This is a genomic window from Pedobacter sp. (assembly GCF_045627485.1).
Classification (GTDB): domain Bacteria; phylum Bacteroidota; class Bacteroidia; order Sphingobacteriales; family Sphingobacteriaceae; genus Pedobacter.
This window is the reverse complement of sequence record NZ_JAZQNU010000147.1, coordinates 1-18,275: the sequence shown is the minus strand read 5'-3', so window position 1 is coordinate 18,275 and position 18,275 is coordinate 1. Positions and strand designations below refer to the sequence as shown.

The 18,275-nt window shown below is 41.5% G+C and carries 12 protein-coding genes; 6 read left to right on the top strand and 6 right to left on the bottom strand.

The window, feature by feature from the left end:
• The 5 genes from ACR2F3_RS11530 to ACR2F3_RS11510 all read right to left on the bottom strand — a co-directional run.
• On the bottom strand, positions 1 to 969 hold a 969-nt coding region (locus ACR2F3_RS11530; RefSeq protein ID WP_432710127.1), incomplete at its 3' end, for a glycoside hydrolase family 30 protein.
• Positions 970 to 1,042: 73 nt separating this feature from the next.
• Entirely contained in the window at positions 1,043 to 2,458 is a 1,416-nt protein-coding gene (locus ACR2F3_RS11525; RefSeq protein ID WP_432710126.1) for a RagB/SusD family nutrient uptake outer membrane protein, read from the bottom strand.
• Positions 2,459 to 2,470: 12 nt separating this feature from the next.
• Complete coding sequence (locus ACR2F3_RS11520; RefSeq protein ID WP_432710125.1) at positions 2,471 to 5,383, bottom strand: SusC/RagA family TonB-linked outer membrane protein; 2,913 nt, start codon at positions 5,381 to 5,383, stop codon at positions 2,471 to 2,473.
• 257 nt (positions 5,384 to 5,640) lie between these two features.
• Positions 5,641 to 7,548 carry a 7TM diverse intracellular signaling domain-containing protein gene (locus tag ACR2F3_RS11515; protein WP_432710124.1) on the bottom strand — a complete coding sequence of 636 codons (1,908 nt, stop codon included), beginning with the start codon at positions 7,546 to 7,548 and terminating at the stop codon, positions 5,641 to 5,643.
• Between the two features lie 425 nt (positions 7,549 to 7,973).
• On the bottom strand, positions 7,974 to 9,167 hold the full coding sequence (locus ACR2F3_RS11510; protein WP_432710123.1) for an MFS transporter: 1,194 nt from the start codon (positions 9,165 to 9,167) through the stop codon (positions 7,974 to 7,976).
• Positions 9,168 to 9,433: 266 nt separating this feature from the next.
• Between ACR2F3_RS11510 and ACR2F3_RS11505 the strand changes: the two genes are divergently transcribed.
• Both ACR2F3_RS11505 and ACR2F3_RS11500 read left to right on the top strand, forming a co-directional pair.
• Positions 9,434 to 12,667 (top strand): SusC/RagA family TonB-linked outer membrane protein, encoded by a 3,234-nt coding sequence (locus ACR2F3_RS11505; RefSeq protein WP_432710122.1) that lies wholly within the window; start codon positions 9,434 to 9,436, stop codon positions 12,665 to 12,667.
• 18 nt (positions 12,668 to 12,685) lie between these two features.
• Complete coding sequence (locus ACR2F3_RS11500) at positions 12,686 to 14,401, top strand: RagB/SusD family nutrient uptake outer membrane protein (protein WP_432710121.1); 1,716 nt, start codon at positions 12,686 to 12,688, stop codon at positions 14,399 to 14,401.
• A 102-nt stretch (positions 14,402 to 14,503) separates the two neighbouring features.
• On the opposite strand, the gene ACR2F3_RS11495 is transcribed toward ACR2F3_RS11500, so the two are convergent.
• On the bottom strand, positions 14,504 to 15,031 hold the full coding sequence (locus ACR2F3_RS11495; RefSeq protein WP_432710120.1) for a hypothetical protein: 528 nt from the start codon (positions 15,029 to 15,031) through the stop codon (positions 14,504 to 14,506).
• Positions 15,032 to 15,097: 66 nt separating this feature from the next.
• Between ACR2F3_RS11495 and ACR2F3_RS11490 the strand changes: the two genes are divergently transcribed.
• The 4 genes from ACR2F3_RS11490 to ACR2F3_RS11475 form a co-directional block, all read left to right on the top strand.
• The gene (locus tag ACR2F3_RS11490; RefSeq protein ID WP_432710119.1) at positions 15,098 to 15,940 is read left to right on the top strand and encodes an endonuclease/exonuclease/phosphatase family protein; all 843 of its coding nucleotides are present in this window, start codon (positions 15,098 to 15,100) and stop codon (positions 15,938 to 15,940) included.
• Positions 15,941 to 16,339: 399 nt separating this feature from the next.
• Positions 16,340 to 16,741, top strand: coding sequence for a GreA/GreB family elongation factor (locus ACR2F3_RS11485; RefSeq protein ID WP_432710118.1), 402 nt, complete (start codon positions 16,340 to 16,342; stop codon positions 16,739 to 16,741).
• A gap of 141 nt (positions 16,742 to 16,882) precedes the next feature.
• Complete coding sequence (locus tag ACR2F3_RS11480; protein WP_432710117.1) at positions 16,883 to 17,485, top strand: GIN domain-containing protein; 603 nt, start codon at positions 16,883 to 16,885, stop codon at positions 17,483 to 17,485.
• Positions 17,486 to 17,766: 281 nt separating this feature from the next.
• Positions 17,767 to 18,275: carboxypeptidase-like regulatory domain-containing protein (locus ACR2F3_RS11475; RefSeq protein ID WP_432710116.1), on the top strand; the 509-nt coding region annotated here is incomplete at its 3' end.

Here is an 18,275-nt window from a genome sequence, read left to right as displayed (position 1 = left end):
TTTTGATAAGGCATCAATGGTACCACCGTATAAATGGAAAGCCGAACCGTCAACATATTGTTTAGCCTCCGGATCATCTAAAATAGAAATCGGGTATTCTGGCTTATCCGCATTGTGATCATATAAAATGATCTTTGTTTTAATACCTTCTTTTTTAAATAAAGGACCCAATGCTGTTTTAATAAAGGTGGCCTGACCTTTAGCGTCCATGTACATGCTCGGTACGTTACCTGGGTGCAACGGCTCATTCTGTATGGTAATGGCATCAATAGTGATACCCTGCTTCTGCATTGCCCTAATGTACTTTACAAAATAGGTAGCATAGCTCTGGTAAAATTCTGATTTCAAGCTTCCGCCTTTAAAACTGTTGTTGTCTTTCATCCAGACAGGGGCAGACCATGGTGAACCCAGAATAAGAAGCTTTGGATTGATGGCTACAATTTTCTTTAAGATTGGAATCAGGTCAGTCATTTCCTTTTCAATAGAGAATTTCTCCTGTTTGATATCTGTTTGCCCTTCTGGCAGATCGTTATACGAGAAAGTAGTTGCGCTTAAGTCTGAAGCTCCTATGCTAATGCGCAGGTAGTTAACCCCAATTCCGTTTCCTTCCGGCGAAAAAAGTTCTTGCAATAAGGCATCTTTCTCTTTTTCACCAAGGTTATTAATAAGGGTGGCACTGCCTCCGGTTAAGGTGTAACCGAAACCATCAATGCTTTGAAATTGCCGACTGTCGTCAATGTCAATAGTTTGACGCTGATCAATGGCATCGCTAAAGGATAGCGTTACATTTTGTTTGGCCAGTAAAGCACGCTGATCACCAGTAGTTAGCCAAAGGCCAGTAGTACTGCCTGGATCCTGTGTTGTTTTGGCGGTGCGGGTATCTTTTCTCGTGCTGCAGGCGCTTACCATCACTGCAGCAAGTAAGCATACCCAGGTAATGGGTTTTAAGAGGTTTTTGTCATGCATCATTGATTCGTTTTTAAATTGTTTGATGTGTATATAAACACCAAAGGCTGCATACACAGCCTTTGGTGTTTGTTAATTATCGTACGTTAGGATTGGCGTCTAACTCTCCCTGTGGAATCGGGAAGTAAAGTTTATCGGCAGTAACTCCATAATTAAGGGAAGCGCCTTTTCCATCTTTCTGTGCGTTCATCACGGTAATGGCTCTGTTGGTGCGCAACAGATCGAACCACCGATGCCCTTCGAATGCGAGCTCCAGACGGCGTTCTTTTTCTATGGCCAAACGCATCGATGCCTGGTCGGCAGCCGGAGTACCAGCCAGTTTAACCCTTGCTCTTACTTGGTCAACAATGGTTTTGGCTTGTGCCCAGCCTGCAGCACTCTGCTCATTTAAAGCTTCTGCTTTTAACAATAAGATATCAGCTAATCTTAAGATATAACTGTTCGATTGATCATCTGCGCGGTATTTGTTTATGTATGGGTAATTGGTTTTCGACCAGTAATCGTCTGTCCATCCTTCAGATACTACATTTCTGAAATAGATGCTCGAATTTTTTCGTATCACGTCGTTTTCCGCATCAAAAGCAGCCACAAGATCGTTAGTAGGGGTGTTAAACCTTTTCCATCCCGTACCAACAATCACGCTTGGCATCCAGTTACCATGGGCACCACCCCAACCATCAAATTGCATTTCCCAGATGGCTTCGGCATTGTTCTCATGTTTAGCGTCAAACAAGGCATCATAATCGCTAAGTAACGAATAACCACCACCGATTACAGCATCAGCATGTTCCACCACTTTCGCCCAGTTAGGTGTGCTTTGTGAGGCATATACTTTTGCCAGCAGCGCATTAGCCACACCTTTGGTAACAATACCTTTGGTCGCTGCAGAAGTTGGCGCATTGGCAGCACCAAATTCCAGGTCTTTAATGATTTGTGCATATATGGCTTCTACACTTGCTTTAGCCGGATAAAATTCTTCATCCTTAGTCGGTAAAGCCAATACCAATGGAACAGAACCCCATAAGCGAACCAGGTTAAAATACATGTATGCCCGCATAATGCTGGCTTCGCCCAACATTTCATTCCTTCTGTTATTGGCATCCAGTGCCGGATCGGCAATGTTACCCACATTGTTTAATACAATGTTACAATCTTTAATGTTGCTGTATAAGCCGTTCCAGTCTCTGGTAATATTTCCGTTAGTAGAAATGGAGGTAAACTTGTCTATGGCCATATTAGCGGGGTTATCGCCACCTGCATAGGCATTGTCTGCGGTTACATCACCATTGGTCATAAAATCCCAGATGTGGTAATCATTATACATGCCGGCATAAGCACCGCGTATTAATCTTTCTGCAGCTGCGGCATCGGCAAAAGCTACATCTGGCCCCACCTGGGTTACCGGTGACTTATCTAAAAAATCTTTTTTGCAACTTCCGAGGGTTAACACAACGGCACTTGCTGCAATAATGGAATATATCTTTAAGTTCATGTTATTTTTTGATTAAAAGCCCACATTAATACCAAACAAAAAGGTTCTAGATTGTGGGTATGTACCATAATCTACCCCCATGGAAGGTCCGTTTGCATCATATTGATTTACTTCAGGATCGAATCCTTTGTAATTGGTAAATGTTAACAGGTTGTAACCTGTCGTATAAATCATAAACCTGCTCATTTTCAACTTGCCTAAGGTAGTCTGACCGAAGTTATACGATAATGTAGCTGTTTTTAAACGCAGGTAAGATCCATCTTCAATAAATCTGCTCGAGGTATAGGTGTTGTACGTATTGTCTTTCGAAGCACGTGGCATGTCGGTAATTTGCCCAGGTGCTGTCCACCTGTTTAATACGGTGGCCGATTGGTTTTTAGAATCGTTCATGCCTTCGAGTTCCATGCGCGAAGCATTAAACATCTGGTTCCCCTGCACGCCCTGGAACATGAAGTTTAAGCCGAAATTGCCATAGGTGAAACTGTTGTTTAGGCCATAGGTGAAATCAGGTTGTGCCGAACCCAGGAAAGTACGGTCGGCTGCAGTGATCTGGTTATCGTTGTTTAAATCTGAATACACGATATCACCTGTTGCAGGATCTACACCTTCAGAAATATAACCGTAAAAGCTTCCTAATGGACGGCCGGTTTCTACCCTGATTGCTGCATCACGTTCGTAAATGCTACCAAAGTTAATGGAACCCACTTTATCACCCAGACTGGTTACTTTGTTTTTATTGATCGAGAAGTTGAAATCAGTGTTCCAGGTAAAATTATCCTTCACTACGTTTCTTGTCGATAACACAAGTTCCAAACCTTTGTTTTCCATGGAACCCACGTTACTCACAATGCGGTCGAAACCAACACTGGCCGGTAGGGGTTGATAAATTAACAGGTCGTCGGTGTTTTTTATATAAGCATCGGCAGTAAACGTTAAACGGCTGTTGAACATGGTTAAATCCAAACCAATATTGGTTTGTGTAGTGGTTTCCCACTTTAATTTATCATTACGCAGTTGCGAAAGGTTATAAGCGCCTTGCGCATTAGGTTGGTACAGCTCCAGGTAGGCGTAATCACCAATGTTCTCATCGTTACCTACTTTACCCCAACTTGCCCTAACTTTTAAATCATCGATCGACTGGCTGTCCTTCATAAAGTTTTCGCCAGAAATCCTCCATCCCACGGAAGCAGAAGGGAAGTAACCATAACGGTTATCCGGACCGAAGCGTGAAGAACCATCAGCCCGGAAGTTCGAGCTAAACAAGTATTTGCCATCATAAGCATAAGTTACACGAGCCAGGTATGAGCGTTTAGACCATTCTGACACACTTGGTACCTGTGGCGGAATGTTGCTTGCACGAGGTAACCACTCTTTGTTTGGACCCAGGTAATTGTTTTCTGAATAAGGGTTGTATTTGTATTGTGACTCTTGTAAAGTCATACCTGCCGTTGCGGTGAACGCATTTTTACCTGTGTTTTTTACATAGTTTACAATGTTTTCATTCAACCATACGTGGTCGGCAGTTTTATTGTTATTGTAAATCCCTTTCTGATCCCTACCGTAAGTAGTCATAAAAGGATCCAGGAAATAGTTGTAATAGGAATCGCGGTTATTAGCACTAATGCTCGATTTAAAAGACAACTCTTCAGTAAACTTAATTTCTGCAGCAAAGGCACCTAGAAATCTGGTTTCTCTGTTGCTGTTTTTTGCAGCAAAAGCATTGGCTACCGGGTTTTCCGATCCACCTTTGTAGGGGTTAAAAGCATAAGTACCATCGGCAGCATATACTCCAATAGTTGGAGGCGTTGTTAAGGCCGATAAAATAGTGCCTCCTCTGGCGCCATTGGCGTTGTCGGTCACGTTATTGGAAATGTTGGACGTTAATGCAGCTGTACCGGTTAATTTTAACCAGTTGGTGATGTTTTGTGAACCATTGAAATGGAAAGTATATTTATCCAGTTTAGCAGGAGCCACTACACCTTTGTCTTGTTGGTAACCTGTGGAAATAGCGTATTGCCCACCTTTAACACCACCCGAAAGTGATAATTGGTAGTTGTTTTGCACACCAGTACCAAAGGTCCTGTCCTGCCAGTCGGTATTTTCATTGCCTAATCCAGCTACATCGTAACCCATGCTTTGCATCAGGTCGGTATATTGTGTTTTGTTTAATACATCTTGTTTTTGCCACAGGTTAGAAAAACCGGTAAAGGCGTTAAAAGCTACGCCCAGTTTCTGTGAACCTCTTTTCGTAGTAATCAATACCACACCATTGGCACCACTGGAACCATAAATAGCCGCTCCTGAAGCATCCTTCAGAATGGTCATGCTTTCAATGTCGTTTGGGTTAATAAAACTTGCATCCCTGGAAGTTACCCCGTCAATCACATATAGCGGACTGTTTGATGCGTTGATTGATGTGTTACCACGGATAGTAACGGAAACGCCTGCACCAGGTTTACCAGATTGTGAATTGATCTGCACACCGGCAGCTCTACCTTGTATCGCTTGCAAAGGATTCGTTACCGGCTGGTTTTCCAGGTCTTTTGCAGAAACTGATACCACTGCAGTGGTCAGGTCTTTCTTGGTCTGTGTACCATAACCCACAACCACCACTTCATTCAGTTGGTTGTTGTCATCAGACAGGGTAATGTTTAAAGTAGTTTTGCCACCAATATTTTGTTCAATGGTTTTATAACCAATGAATGAAAAAGTAAGGGTGGCGTTTGCTGGTGCAGTGATGGCGAATGAACCGTTGTTATTGGTCATCGTTCCCTGGTTAGCATCTTTAACCCTCACCGAAACGCCGGGTAGGGGAAGTCCTAGTTCGTCTTTTACCTCACCCCTAACGGTGATGTCCTGTGCCATTGTAACGGATAAGCCATACAGGAAACAAACAATAAAAAGAGTAAACTTTTTTCTCATCATGTTGCTTTGTTAATTTTATTTGATGGGTTAAAGTTACGCTTCCAAGATTGGTAAATGCAAGGGGTGTGTGTATTTAAGTTAATGTAATTAACTGATAATTAGTGCGTTGCGATTAATTCGATACGCTTTGGTACCCTAATGTTAAGCGTGTATTAGCAGCTGGTAATCAGTTAGTAAGGTGCCTGAATAAGGGTGGTGTGCATGCTATTATGATACGCTCCCGTACCCTGTGAAAAAATATACTATTGTTACGTGAATTAATCCAGTACCAGGGCCGACCAGCCGTTTTTATTGGTCTTTTTGAGCTTGGATTTCCTTTCTTCCATCACGAGTTTGATGCGCGAACCATAGGTCCAGCAGGTGCTTTGGCGGATGTTGAGCAGCTCTGATAACTTGTGTGAAGAGATCTTTCCTTTGGTGGTATACAGGAGGAATACCATGTAAAAGGCTTTGTTGATTGGTATCCGGGTATTGTGAAATATGGTGTAGGTGGTTACAGATTCTTCATAAGCACATTTGCTGCAACGGCGACTAAGCGGTATGTGGCCTGGATAGTAATGTGTGTTTTTGCACTTGCGGCAGGCGTAGCCATTACGCCATTTGAGTTCTGATAAAAACAGGTTGCATTGTTCTTTATCTGGATAAATCCGGCTAAATTCTTCGAAGTCCACATCGGCCGACATCACACGGTCGAGACTTACTTTCTCCACATTGGTTTGCAGTTCCTGGTTGTCTTGTGCCAGCAAAACGTTCATGCGGGAGATCTCTTCGGCCTGTTGTTTCAACAGGTCGTTTGCTTCCTGCAGCTCGCTGTTTTTCGCTTCGATAATTATTGATTTATGGAACACCTCTTTGGTGCGCGCTTCCACTTGTTGCTCCAGTTCCTGGTTCAGGGTATCTTTTAGCCTGGCGTTCATTGTCATTTGCTGGATCATTAAACGCTGCACTTTTTCCTTCTTTTTCTTAAGAAGGCCCACCTTGTCGCCAATGGCAAAAGAAAGGAAGATCATCTCCATTACGAAACAGAAGCTCAACACATAATAACTTAATGCGCCAAAATTTAGCCAGGCTACACCCAGCATGATAAGCAGTTTATAGATAAAACCGAGGAACAGGAAACTGTAACCCAATACAAAAAAGCGTGCGGGTTGGTAACCTTTGTTATAAATGTAAATACCGGTAAAGAAAGCTACCGAAAGTGGGATAAATTCTATAAATTTATAATTGAACAGACTTTGCTGGAACAACAGGCTGTAACAGAAAAAGGCTAGTCGCAGCGAAATAACCCCTAATATAAACTTGTTTAATTTCGGTGCCTTCGCTTCTACAAACAGCAACGAACGGGTAAATAGCAGGGCAAAAACGCTGGTGGCACATAAGAAAAATGCATAGGCGATCTGGTTCCATGCCGGCGATGATGGCCACAGGTATTGATAGGCGATGCCATCGGTGCTCATTTCAAAAAGCCCCACACTGAGGTTATACAATACATAATATAGGTATTGCCTTTGCCGCATGGCGATGAACATGATAAGGTTATAAAAGCTGAACACCAGGATCATCCCGTAAAAGATGCCGAAAAAGAAATATTCGTCCAGGGCATAGCCGATGAACCAGTTGACCGAACGGAGCACGATAATAACATCCGCAATCTGAGAAGATTTCACCTGGAAATAATAGGTTTGTACTTCCTCGTTGTGGTTTAAAACGGGGATTTCAAAGTTTTTATGCCGGAGTTCACGATTGCTGAACAGATAGCTATCGCCAAATTGTTTAACCTGGTACCGGCCATTTCCTTGCGGTACATAGGCCGTAATGTGATCGATGGTCTGGTCGAAAAACTCTAAGAGGAAATTTTTTTCAACACCAGGATTGGTTTTGATACGGATTCTGTACCAATAGGTAGAAGCCATTCTAGCCGTTTGTGGTGTACTGACGCTGCTAGGTTTGAATATTTGATTAAAAGCGGCACCACTTACTTCTTTAAAGCTTAATTTGCCGCTGCGGTCTTCCAGCATTTCGATCTGACCAAACGAAAAGATATGCTGATCAAGTTGTTCCTTGATTTCCACAGGCTCCTGCGCAACACTATTTGAGCTGGAAAATATTCCTATGAAGAAGGTGATTAGAATTATGTAACAGTTTTTTGTGGATAGTTTAGTCATCGAAAAGACGAAGGTAGGATTTTTAGTATTAGTTTCTTAGCGCTTTACAGCGTTGCACCATCTGTAAAAGAATTCGTGTAAAGAAATACAATATTCTTTAGAAGATAAATTGAAGGCATTTCAGTATGTCAATTTTGGCCAATTTTCTGGGTAGCGGGCAAAATTCTAGCTGCTAATCATTAGACAGCGACTCTCCCTGCGTCCAAGTTCAGTCCAAGTTAAGTCCGTATTGAAACCAAGTTATAGGCTTATAACTTGGACCTGTTATGCAGTTTCACTAAATATATATTAGAGTCTTTGGGTGGTCGTGTTGAGGTCGCCTGATTTTTCTTTATACTAAAAACGAGCGCCCCGGTCTGGAACGCTCGTTTTGACAATATTAATATAACCGCCACAAAGCAATCTGTGAGTTCGAATAGACTGTACTATTCTAACTGAAAATCTTTAACCTTAACCGGTTGTAGCACAAGTGCATTTCTTTTGTTTCTGGCTACGAGCATCCAGGCAAAGGCTGCGCCACATAAAGCCATCAGGGTACCTACAAATACAGGCGAGGTATAATCATAACCTGCGGCCAGGGGCAAACCACCTAAAAAAGCACCCAAAGCATTGCCAATATTAAAGCTGGCCTGGCTTACGGAGGCCGCAAGCATTTCTGATCCTTTGGCGGTATTGATCATCAGCATTTGAATTGGCGAGGCCAGGGCAAAAGCAACGGCGCCGGTAACAAAAGTCATGATGAGTGACAAAACCTGGTTTTCAGAGATAAAATGAACGATAGTAAGGGTAGCTGCCATAGCCAGTAATAAATAAATACAAGCTTTGGCTGGCGAAAAACGATCTGCTAGTTTACCACCGAGCAGGTTCCCCACAAACATACCCAGTCCTGCTAATATAAGAATATAAGTAATAGATGCTGGTGAAAAACCCGAAACATCCGTTAATAAAGGCGCAATGTAGCTGTACCAGGTAAATAAACCGCCGGTGCCAATTGAAGTCATTAAGATTATAATCCAGGCTTCTGGAAGTTTAAAGAAGCTTAATTCCTTTTTAAGGTCGCGGTTTTTTGTTGCTGGTAAAGCAGGCATCCAGTATTTTAAACTCAATAAGGTGACCAATCCTACAATAACGACGATAACAAAGGTATATCGCCATAGAAAATGATGACCTATATATGTACCTAAAGGTACGCCGGCAATATTGGCCACCGTTAAACCAGCAAACATAAGGGAAACGGCCTGTGCTTCTTTTCCTTTCTCGGCAAGTCTACTGGCCACAACAGAACCCACACCAAAGAACGCTCCATGTGGTAAACCGGCCAGGAGCCTTGCGATAAACAGGGTAGGGTAATCTGGTGCAAATGCAGACAAGGCGTTAAAGGCAGTAAACATCATCATGAGTGCAATCAGAATCTTTTTCGGTGGGAAACTACCGGCAATAGCGATTAATAACGGCGCTCCGATAACCACGCCCAGTGCATAGGCGGAGATCAGGTGGCCGGCCTGTGGGATGGTGATGGCTAAGTCTTTTGCGATGTCAGGTAACAAGCCCATCATCACAAATTCTGTAATGCCTATGCCCAGACCACCAAGCGTAAGCGCATATAAACTTCTTTTCATGTTAATTGGAGTTAGTGTAAAAATTACACTATGCAAAAGTAAGGTAAAAATAGTGGACTTGGTGAAAATATACTGGAAAAATAACAGGCTATTTTTGGGATAAAAAATTATTATAAAAAATCAGTTTAAAATTTGGTTTTCGGGTTTTCGTTTGGCTATCTTTAATTGTAATTAAACTGTTGCAATACAATAAGTCATCCTTCTAAAATTTCAATTATGTAACTATCACCAATTCAATTTTTTCACCAACCTAACCAAATAACCTTATGTTTAAAAAACTACTTAGTCTCAAAAGGAAGATTTTTCTTTTGCTGGCCAGCCTGCTCCTGTCTTTAGGAGCAAGTGCTCAAGTCACCGTCAGCGGTATAGTTACCGGCAGTGACGACAATCTACCCATTATTGGGGCTTCCATCAAAATCCGGAATTCTAACCAGGGAACATTAACAGACGCAAATGGTAATTTTGCCATTTCAGCAAGACCAACAGATGTTTTGGTGGTCTCTTTCCTGGGTTACAGTCCAAAAGAAGTTACGGTGGGCACCCAAACTACAGTTAATGTTCAGCTTAATCCGGATATAAACAGTTTAAGTGAAATTGTAGTAACAGGTTATACCACCCAGCGTAGACGGGATTTAACCGGTGCGGTAGCCATTGTAAATGTGAATGAACTAAAAGCGCAACCTGCGGCAACTGCAGTAGAAGCTTTACAAGGTAAGGCAACAGGTGTGCAGATTGTAAATGATGGTGCACCAGGCTCTACGCCACAAATCAGGATCAGGGGTATTACTACGATTAACAACAATGACCCGCTTTTTGTTGTAGATGGGGTGCCTTATGAGGGCAAACTAAGCTGGTTAAACCAGAATGACATTGAAAGCATGCAGGTGTTGAAGGATGCATCCTCTGCCTCAATCTATGGTTCCCGTGCAAATAACGGTGTTGTAATCATTACCACACGTCAGGGTATACAAGGGCCACCTAAAATTTCCTTTGACTCTTACTATGGCACACAAACGCCACGTAAAAACACATTTCCTAAAATGATGAACCCGATGCAGTATGCAGAATATCTATTCTCTGCTTACCGTAACGCTGGTCAAGAGCCGCAAACCGGCGATAACTATGGCAGTGGTGCTACCCCTACTTTACCAGAATATCTGGTTGCAGGGAATGCTTCAGGGCAAAATGTAACTGCTGCAGACGCAGACCCTTCGCGCTATTTATATAGCAGAGATCCCGCAACATTTTATCAAATTACCAAGGCTAATCAGGCTGGAACAAATTGGTTTGAGGAAATCACTGAAAGTTCACCTATACAGAATTACCAGATCAGTGCCGCAGGTGGAGGAGAAAACTCTACCTATAGCTTCTCTTCAGGTTATTTAAACCAACAAGGTATAATTAAGTACACTGGCTTTAAACGGTATAACGTACGTGCAAACACAAGTGTAACTGCGCTTGGTAACCGTCTTCGCTTCGGAGAAAATGCGCAATATAGTTATACAGAAGGTGTTGGACTAGGGGTAAATCCTAACGTGTCTGGTGAATACCAGGATGAGGGTAGTGTGATAGGATGGGCTTATCGTATTCCTACCATTATCCCGGTATATGACATCAATGGAAACTTTGCTGGTAGCCGTGGTAGCCAGCTAGGAAACGCAGAAAACCCATTGGCGTTTGCTTATCGTGCTAAGGATAACGTAAATAAAAGCAATTTCTTTTTCGGGAACGCTTTTGCTGAGTTGGATTTAATCGAAGGATTAATTGCTAAAACCAGTTTTGGTTTACGTTATGAAAACTATAACGGGATTAGTATGCGTTACCCTAACTTAGAGTTCTCTGAGGGGAATAACTCAAATAACCTTAACGAATATCAAGGTCATACTACAGAGTGGACCTGGACGAACACGTTAACATACAATACCGCTTTTAATGAGAAACACCGTTTAAATTTATTAGCAGGTACGGAGGCTATTCGTTCCCGTAATCGCCAGTTAAATGGTGGACGTAACGATTTCTTTGTGTTAGGGGATATGGATTATTATTACCTTGGCGTGGGGTCGTCTAACATCAACAATAACAGTACTGGTAGCGTAGGCTCCTTGTTTTCTATATTTGGTAGGGCAGATTATTCCTACAATGACCGTTACCTGGCAAGTGTAACGTTTCGTAGGGATGGATCTTCTAACTTCGGACCAGAGAACAAGTATGGTAATTTCCCTGCTGGAAGTGTGGCATGGAGGATTTCTGAAGAAAACTTTATTAAAGACAACCTGACCTGGATTAATGATTTAAAAATTCGTGCAGGTTATGGTGAAACGGGTAACCAGCGGATTCCAGGTTTTCAATATGTGAACAGATTCCAGACGTCTTTAACCAGTGCAGCATATAGTTTCACCGGTAATAACGCCGTAACTACAGGTCTGTGGCAAAACAACTATTCCAACCAGAGCATCAAATGGGAATCTTTAAGTTCCTTAAACCTTGGTATGGACTTTACCTTGTTTGATTCTGCAATTGACGGTTCCTTCAACTGGTACAGCAGAAAGACCAGTGATATGCTTTATCCGGTTCCTTTGCCAGCATCGGCTGTCGGAATGGGTAACTCACCTTATGTTAACGTAGGTGACATGAGCAACAAAGGGGTTGAGCTTACCGTAGGTTACCACTACGGAAGAAAAGACGACCGCCCTTTCAAATTTGATTTGGTGGTTAACTTAAGTAGAAACGTCAATGAGATTGTTGCGCTTGCTCCGGGTATTGAGCAACAGACTTATGGTAACTTCAGAAGTTTAACAACAAGTATCCTTAAAGTTGGCGAACCATTCGGCTCTTTCTTTGGCTATGATATAGCTGGTATTTACCAAAATGAAGGCGAAGTAACCCAGGGCCCTTCGTACACCGGTGCCCGTGTAGGTGGTTTCAAATACAGGGATGTGAATGGCGATGGTGTTATTAATCCTTCTGACCGTACCATTATCGGTAATCCGAATCCCGACTTCCTGTATTCATTTGCTATAAATGGTAGCTGGAAGAACTTTGATATTGCCATGTTCTTTAATGGTGTGCAAGGTAACGACTTATACGACGCAAATCGTTATTTCACAGACTTCCCAACTTTTGCGGGTGCGCGTAGTGCCAGGCTTTTGGATGCATGGAGCCCAACCAATACAGGAAGTATGATTCCTTCTCCATATCAGGGAACTTCTGATTTTGAATATGCTTCTTCAAGCTATTATGTTCAGGACGGTAGCTTTTTCCGTATGAAAAACTTACAGATCGGTTATTCTTTCCCAACTGAAAAAATATTCGGATCAAAATTGGGAATCAATAGACTACGTGTTTATGCAAGTACGACGAACTTGTTTACCATTACTAACTACACAGGCTTAGATCCTGAGGTAAGTCAGGAAACGGAAACGTTCTCGGCATTGGGTGTAGACCGGGGTATTTATCCTAACCCGCGTCAGTTCCTGTTAGGCATAAGTGTAGGGTTTTAACGAATAAAAACAGAAATCATGAAAAGAATCAATTATATATTATTTGCGATGCTGCTATTTACGGCAGTGAGTTGTCGTAAGGAATTCCTGGAGAAAAATCCTCAGGGAGAATTAAGTGAAGAGCAGGTACAGACGCAGGACGGGGTAGAAGCTGCACTAACAGGAGCATATTCTTTATTGAATGGTAATACTAACGGTACCTGGGGTAATTATGCATCCGGACCTAGCCAGTGGTTGTTAGGAGAGGTAACCTCAGATAATGCACATAAAGGAAGTGATAACGGTGATCAGCCAAACATGAACTTACTGGAAAGGCATTCACCAACCAGCACAAACGATAACCTTTCGGTGATGTGGACACGGTGTTTCGAAGGGGTACAACGTTGTAACAACACCTTAAGATTGCTTGCTGCTGTGCAGGCGGCTCCTTCTGGTCAATTTTCTGCAGCGAGAGCGACAGAGATTCAGGCTGAAGCAAGGCTGTTACGTGGACATTACTATTTCTTTCTGGCAAGGGCCTTCAAAAATGTACCTTTGATTACAGAAACCACCACAGAAGCTGTAGTGGATAATACAGCTGATATTTACCCTCAGATCGTGGCAGACTTACAGTTTGCCGTAGAAAACTTACCTGATGCTAGCCCAAGAGGCCAGGTAGGAAGAGTAAATAAAGTTGCTGCCCAGGCTTATTTGGGTAAAGTTTTATTATACCAAAAGAACTATGCAGAAGCATTGCCTTTATTTAATGCGGTTATTGCTTCAAGGCCAAACATAACAACTTTATCTTTCACTGATAACTTTGATATCTTAAAGGAGAATGGACCTGAATCGATTTTTGCTGTTCAGCATTCTGTGGGTGCTGATGGTAGTGGTGGTGATAATGGAAACGTAGGCGACATGCTGAATTTCCCTTACGGTAATGGTTTGCCGATTACTTGCTGTGGATTTTTCCAGCCAACGCTTGACTTAGCCAATTCATTTAAGGTAAATGCACAAGGCCTTCCATACCTGGAGAATAATGCATACCGCGAAAACCCTTACATTTCAGACCTGGGTTTAAGTCTGCCTCAAAAAGCTGCTTACCAGGTTGACCGCACATTGCGTATCGATCCGCGGATGGATTACACCTTGGGACGCCGTGGTGTTCCTTACCGCGACTGGGGTTTAATGGGTGGTGATTCCTGGATCAGGGAGTCGTCTAATGGTGGACCTTTTGTTACCATGAAGAACTCCATTGAAGCTTCTCAGATTACTACTGGTACCGGGCCGGGAAACACAAACATTACAGGGCTTAACGTGAATTTAATTCGTCTGGGTGATGTTTACCTGATGGCGGCTGAATGTGAAGTTGAGTTAGGGAACCTGACAAGGGCATTAGAATTAGTAAACAACATTCGTACCAGAGCAGGTAGGTTGCCTGCTAAAGTGGTTGGTGGTGCGCCGATTGCAAACTATGTGGTGAGTCTTTACCCTTCGTTTCCTAATGCAGCTTATGCCAGGAATGCGGTTCGGTTTGAGCGTCGACTTGAGCTTGCACTGGAAGGCCACCGTTTTTACGACTTAGTTCGTTGGGGTGTGCTTAAACCAACATTGGAAAGTTATTTTGCATTTGAAGGAGGTTACTTCTCTTACTTAAGGGGTATTGTAATTGACCCTGCAGATGAATATTTCCCTATACCACAGGAACAAATTGACAGAAGTAATCAGGTACTTAAACAAAATCCAGGTTATTAGTCTTTTCTTGTAGGCTTTTAAAATTTACCTGCTTGCTGTTATATTTAACAGTAAGCAGGTTTTTTTGCTTTTAATAATTAGGGTTTTGTTATCTATAGCATTTTAATTGAGTAGATAGGGCTGACTAATAAAGTCAGGCTCGATTTTCTTGAAATATAGTAAACGTATATTCTGTTTTAAACACTCCAGGTCTGATGCTGAAATCGCCAGGGAACTCCTATATATTTCTTCTGGCAATTGCTGAGCGTTATAAGACTCAAAAATCAATTGATAATGTGGCTGGTTTAATTTGTTGGCTACCGGAATTAGGGAAATATTTAAGGCCCTGTATATTGGCTTATGCTCCACATTGGTTTTGTAGAATCCGTAATGCTGTTGATAAGTTAACGCATTTTTTGTGATCGTGATGGTTTCCTTACCATAAAAGTTCCACAATGTTAAACTTGCAAATAGTAAAGTCCATAGTATACCCATAATGAGTAAGCCTAACAACCACTCATATAAGGAGATTCCAAGTATTGCAAGACCAATCAGGTCAAAAAACAATAAGGTAGCTTTTATTTGAACAGAAGCTTCAGCTTCTATGGACAGATTTACCTGCCCTCCAATATAAACGATGTTTACATTCATAAACAATTGGATTAACACATAAATTTACTTGTTTTGTATTGAAATACATTCATAGAAATTTAAGCCATGAAAATTAAATACTTTTTGTTTATTGTGCTGATGCTTGTTGTGAACACTTATACAATGGCTCAACAGCTTACCGTAGGAAGTTTTAACGTACGTAATGACAACCAGGGCGACGTGGGTAACCTCTGGTCACAAAGGAAAGAGGTTGCCGCAAACCTGCTGCGGTTTCACCAGTTTGACGTTTTTGGTACCCAGGAAGCTAAAAAAAATCAGATCGACGACCTGAGTATGCTGCTACCTGAATATGCAAATTATGGCCGTGGGCGTGATGATGGACAGTCGGCCGGGGAACACGCCAGCATATTTTATAAGAAAGACAAATTTAAGTTGTTAGATAAGGGCGACTTCTGGCTGTCGGAAAAACCAGATCAGCCAGGTCTGGGTTGGGATGCCACCTGCTGTAACCGCATATGCTCCTGGGTTTACCTGCAGGATGTTAAGAGCGGTAAAAAATTCTATTTTTTCAATGCACATTACGATCATGAAGGAAAGATTGCCCGCGTTGAAAGTAGTAAACTAGTGCTTAAAAAGATTAAAGAGATCGCTGGAAATAAACCTGTAATTTTTACAGGCGACTTAAATGGGAATCACGAGAGTGAATGGTATTTAGGTTTGAAAGCGGGAGGCCTACTGGCAGACAGTTATTTCCAGGTAAAATATCCTTATGTAAATAACGCCTCTTTTAATGGTTGGGGTAAGCAACTGGAAGGTTACGACATTATCGATCATGTGTTTATTTCAAAGCATTTTTCTGCTAAAAGATGGGGACTGTTAACTGATACTTATAGAGGTAAGTTTGTATCAGACCATTTCCCGGTATTGGTAGACCTGGAAATGAAATAGGGAACGCTTAAAGGGCAGTTTTCTTTTATCCATATTTAAAGGCTACCTTTGCCTTATGGAATCACTACGTCATGCAGTGCTTATTGCTCACCCTTTCTTTTACCTGGCTTACAGGTATAGGGATTCCTATCTTAAAAATAGCAAGGACTTTATTAATTAGGCCCCACCTGAATATTTCAGGACTGGGGTTTTATGCGTTCGCTACTTATTAATTTTTCTCTTTGTTTTATTTAGCTGGTAACATCAAGTTACTGGAGGTATTCACTTACACCATAAACAATTATTTCATGAATGTAAACCGCCATGGGCACCTGGATTTTGAAAATCTAGCTCCGGCAAGATTTTCTTGCTGGAGCCATATCGCCGCATTTTATTATTTCACATTTAATTACGAATATCATGACAGCTACAACAGCTTTAAAAATAGACATTACCCCAATTATATTAACAAGAGGAATTTTTGACTTGCTAAGAGCACACATCCGTTCCAGGAAATTAAGTAAATACAATGAAGCAAAATTGGAGCTGGAGCTTAAGTCGGCTAGCCAGGTGTTAAGGTCGGCACTACCGGATCATATCGTTGATGTAAATACCCGTGTTCGCGTGAAGGAGGTAACAACAGGAAATGAGTTCACCTATGATTTGGTGGCACCGGCAAAAGCCCGGAATAAACACAATACCATTTCTATCCTCTCGCCAATTTCCGTAGCTATTTTGGGTTACCAGCAGGGTGCTGAAGTACAATGGGAGATGCCTGATGGCGTAAAAGTTTACAGAATTGAAGAAGTTACAAAATTATAACAGCCGGGTAGTATAACAAAAAGGGCAGTTCGTCGAGGTTATGTTCAACCTGGTATAATAGCCAGGATTTCACTGAAACGTTTTTAAAAGGTAGTCGTCTTATAGACAAAGGATTAAAAATAAGACTTAAAACGTAAAAATATGAAAACTTCAATCAAAACCCTGTTCGCAACTGCCCTTAGTGTATTATTCTTAAGCACAAGCGCATTTACAGTTACTGCAAATGATAGCGTTCAAACTAAGAAAGTATCTGCCACAAACATGAATGTAAACATGGTAGTGGTAAGTGGTCCAGTGGATGTATACCTGATTCAATCAGATCACGAAAATATTAAAATTGTTTCTATCAACAATGAAGAACCAGCGTTAAGTATCAAAAAAAATGGTTCAAAATTGGTGATTGAAGGTGCTGAAAACGAGCGTGTAACCATGTACGTTTACTTAAAAGATTTGAAACGTATCGACGCCTCTGAACAAGCTACAGTAAGGACACAAGGCAATTTCGATCTTGATGCCTTACAAATTCTATTGAAGGATGATGCTAGGGCCAATGTTAATGTAAAAACTAAAAGTTTATATACAGAACTTAAAGATAAGGCAGCGTTAAAATTAAGTGGGAGTACTGGCAGTCACCACATTAAAAAGGGTAGCCTGGCAAAAATAAAAATGCATGACTTTAATGCCAATGAAACCCAAGCGTCATCAATAACAGCCGCATATGCAGCCAGTAAAAACAAAAAATAATAATTAGTTAAAATCCGTTAGCCTGAAGCCCGTCCATTTAGACGGGCTTTTTTTGCAATTAGCCTATCACACGTCTCAGAATTGTGTCACGCAAATATTACCTTTATCGATTTAATTATAGCGAAATCTACGGTTATATTTTTTACTTTCGACCTTACTAAAACGTTTTATAGTATGGAATATGGTTTTGATTTGCTTTCAGAAGAAACCCCGTTTTTTTTTGCTAAAACGTTTTATTAAAATTTAACAAACTAACAAACTGTACCAAGTAAATTATTTGTATGAAAAAAAACTTTATCAAACTTATTAAACCAGGGCCAGCTTTCTTTGCAGGAAGTGTCCTAATTGGCCTTGGATTTAACACGCTCGACGCACAGGCTATTAACGTAGTTATTACGAGTAGCATTGTTGAAAATGTTAGAAACACCAAAAAAGTAGATATTATCGTAAAGGGCGTTGTTAAAGATGAAACTGGTCAGCCCATCCCAGGCGTAAGTGTTAAGATTAAAGGTGCTAATACTGTTGTATCTACAGATGGAAATGGTGCTTTTACCATTGGCGTTCCATCTGCAACGGCGGTGTTAGTATTTACCTATGTAGGGTATACGCCTAAAGAGGTTGTTGTTGGAAATCAAACAACGATCTCTGTGAGCCTGCAAGCTAACAGCACAACGCTTGAAAATGTAGAAGTTGTTTCTGTTGGTTATGGAACATTGCCGCAAAAGGAAGTAACATCAGCAGTAACCCATATTCCTGCGGAAAAATTCAGACAAAGCGGCTCAAGAAATCC

Coding starts and splice junctions, on each gene's coding strand:
- ACR2F3_RS11500 (WP_432710121.1), top strand. CDS start 12,686: ATGAAAAGAATCAATTATATATTATTTGCGATGCTGCTATTTACGGCA.
- ACR2F3_RS11485 (WP_432710118.1), top strand. CDS start 16,340: ATGACAGCTACAACAGCTTTAAAAATAGACATTACCCCAATTATATTA.
- ACR2F3_RS11525 (WP_432710126.1), bottom strand. CDS start 2,458: ATGAACTTAAAGATATATTCCATTATTGCAGCAAGTGCCGTTGTGTTA.
- ACR2F3_RS11480 (WP_432710117.1), top strand. CDS start 16,883: ATGAAAACTTCAATCAAAACCCTGTTCGCAACTGCCCTTAGTGTATTA.
- ACR2F3_RS11495 (WP_432710120.1), bottom strand. CDS start 15,031: ATGAATGTAAACATCGTTTATATTGGAGGGCAGGTAAATCTGTCCATA.
- ACR2F3_RS11510 (WP_432710123.1), bottom strand. CDS start 9,167: ATGAAAAGAAGTTTATATGCGCTTACGCTTGGTGGTCTGGGCATAGGC.
- ACR2F3_RS11520 (WP_432710125.1), bottom strand. CDS start 5,383: ATGATGAGAAAAAAGTTTACTCTTTTTATTGTTTGTTTCCTGTATGGC.
- ACR2F3_RS11515 (WP_432710124.1), bottom strand. CDS start 7,548: ATGACTAAACTATCCACAAAAAACTGTTACATAATTCTAATCACCTTC.
- ACR2F3_RS11505 (WP_432710122.1), top strand. CDS start 9,434: ATGTTTAAAAAACTACTTAGTCTCAAAAGGAAGATTTTTCTTTTGCTG.
- ACR2F3_RS11490 (WP_432710119.1), top strand. CDS start 15,098: ATGAAAATTAAATACTTTTTGTTTATTGTGCTGATGCTTGTTGTGAAC.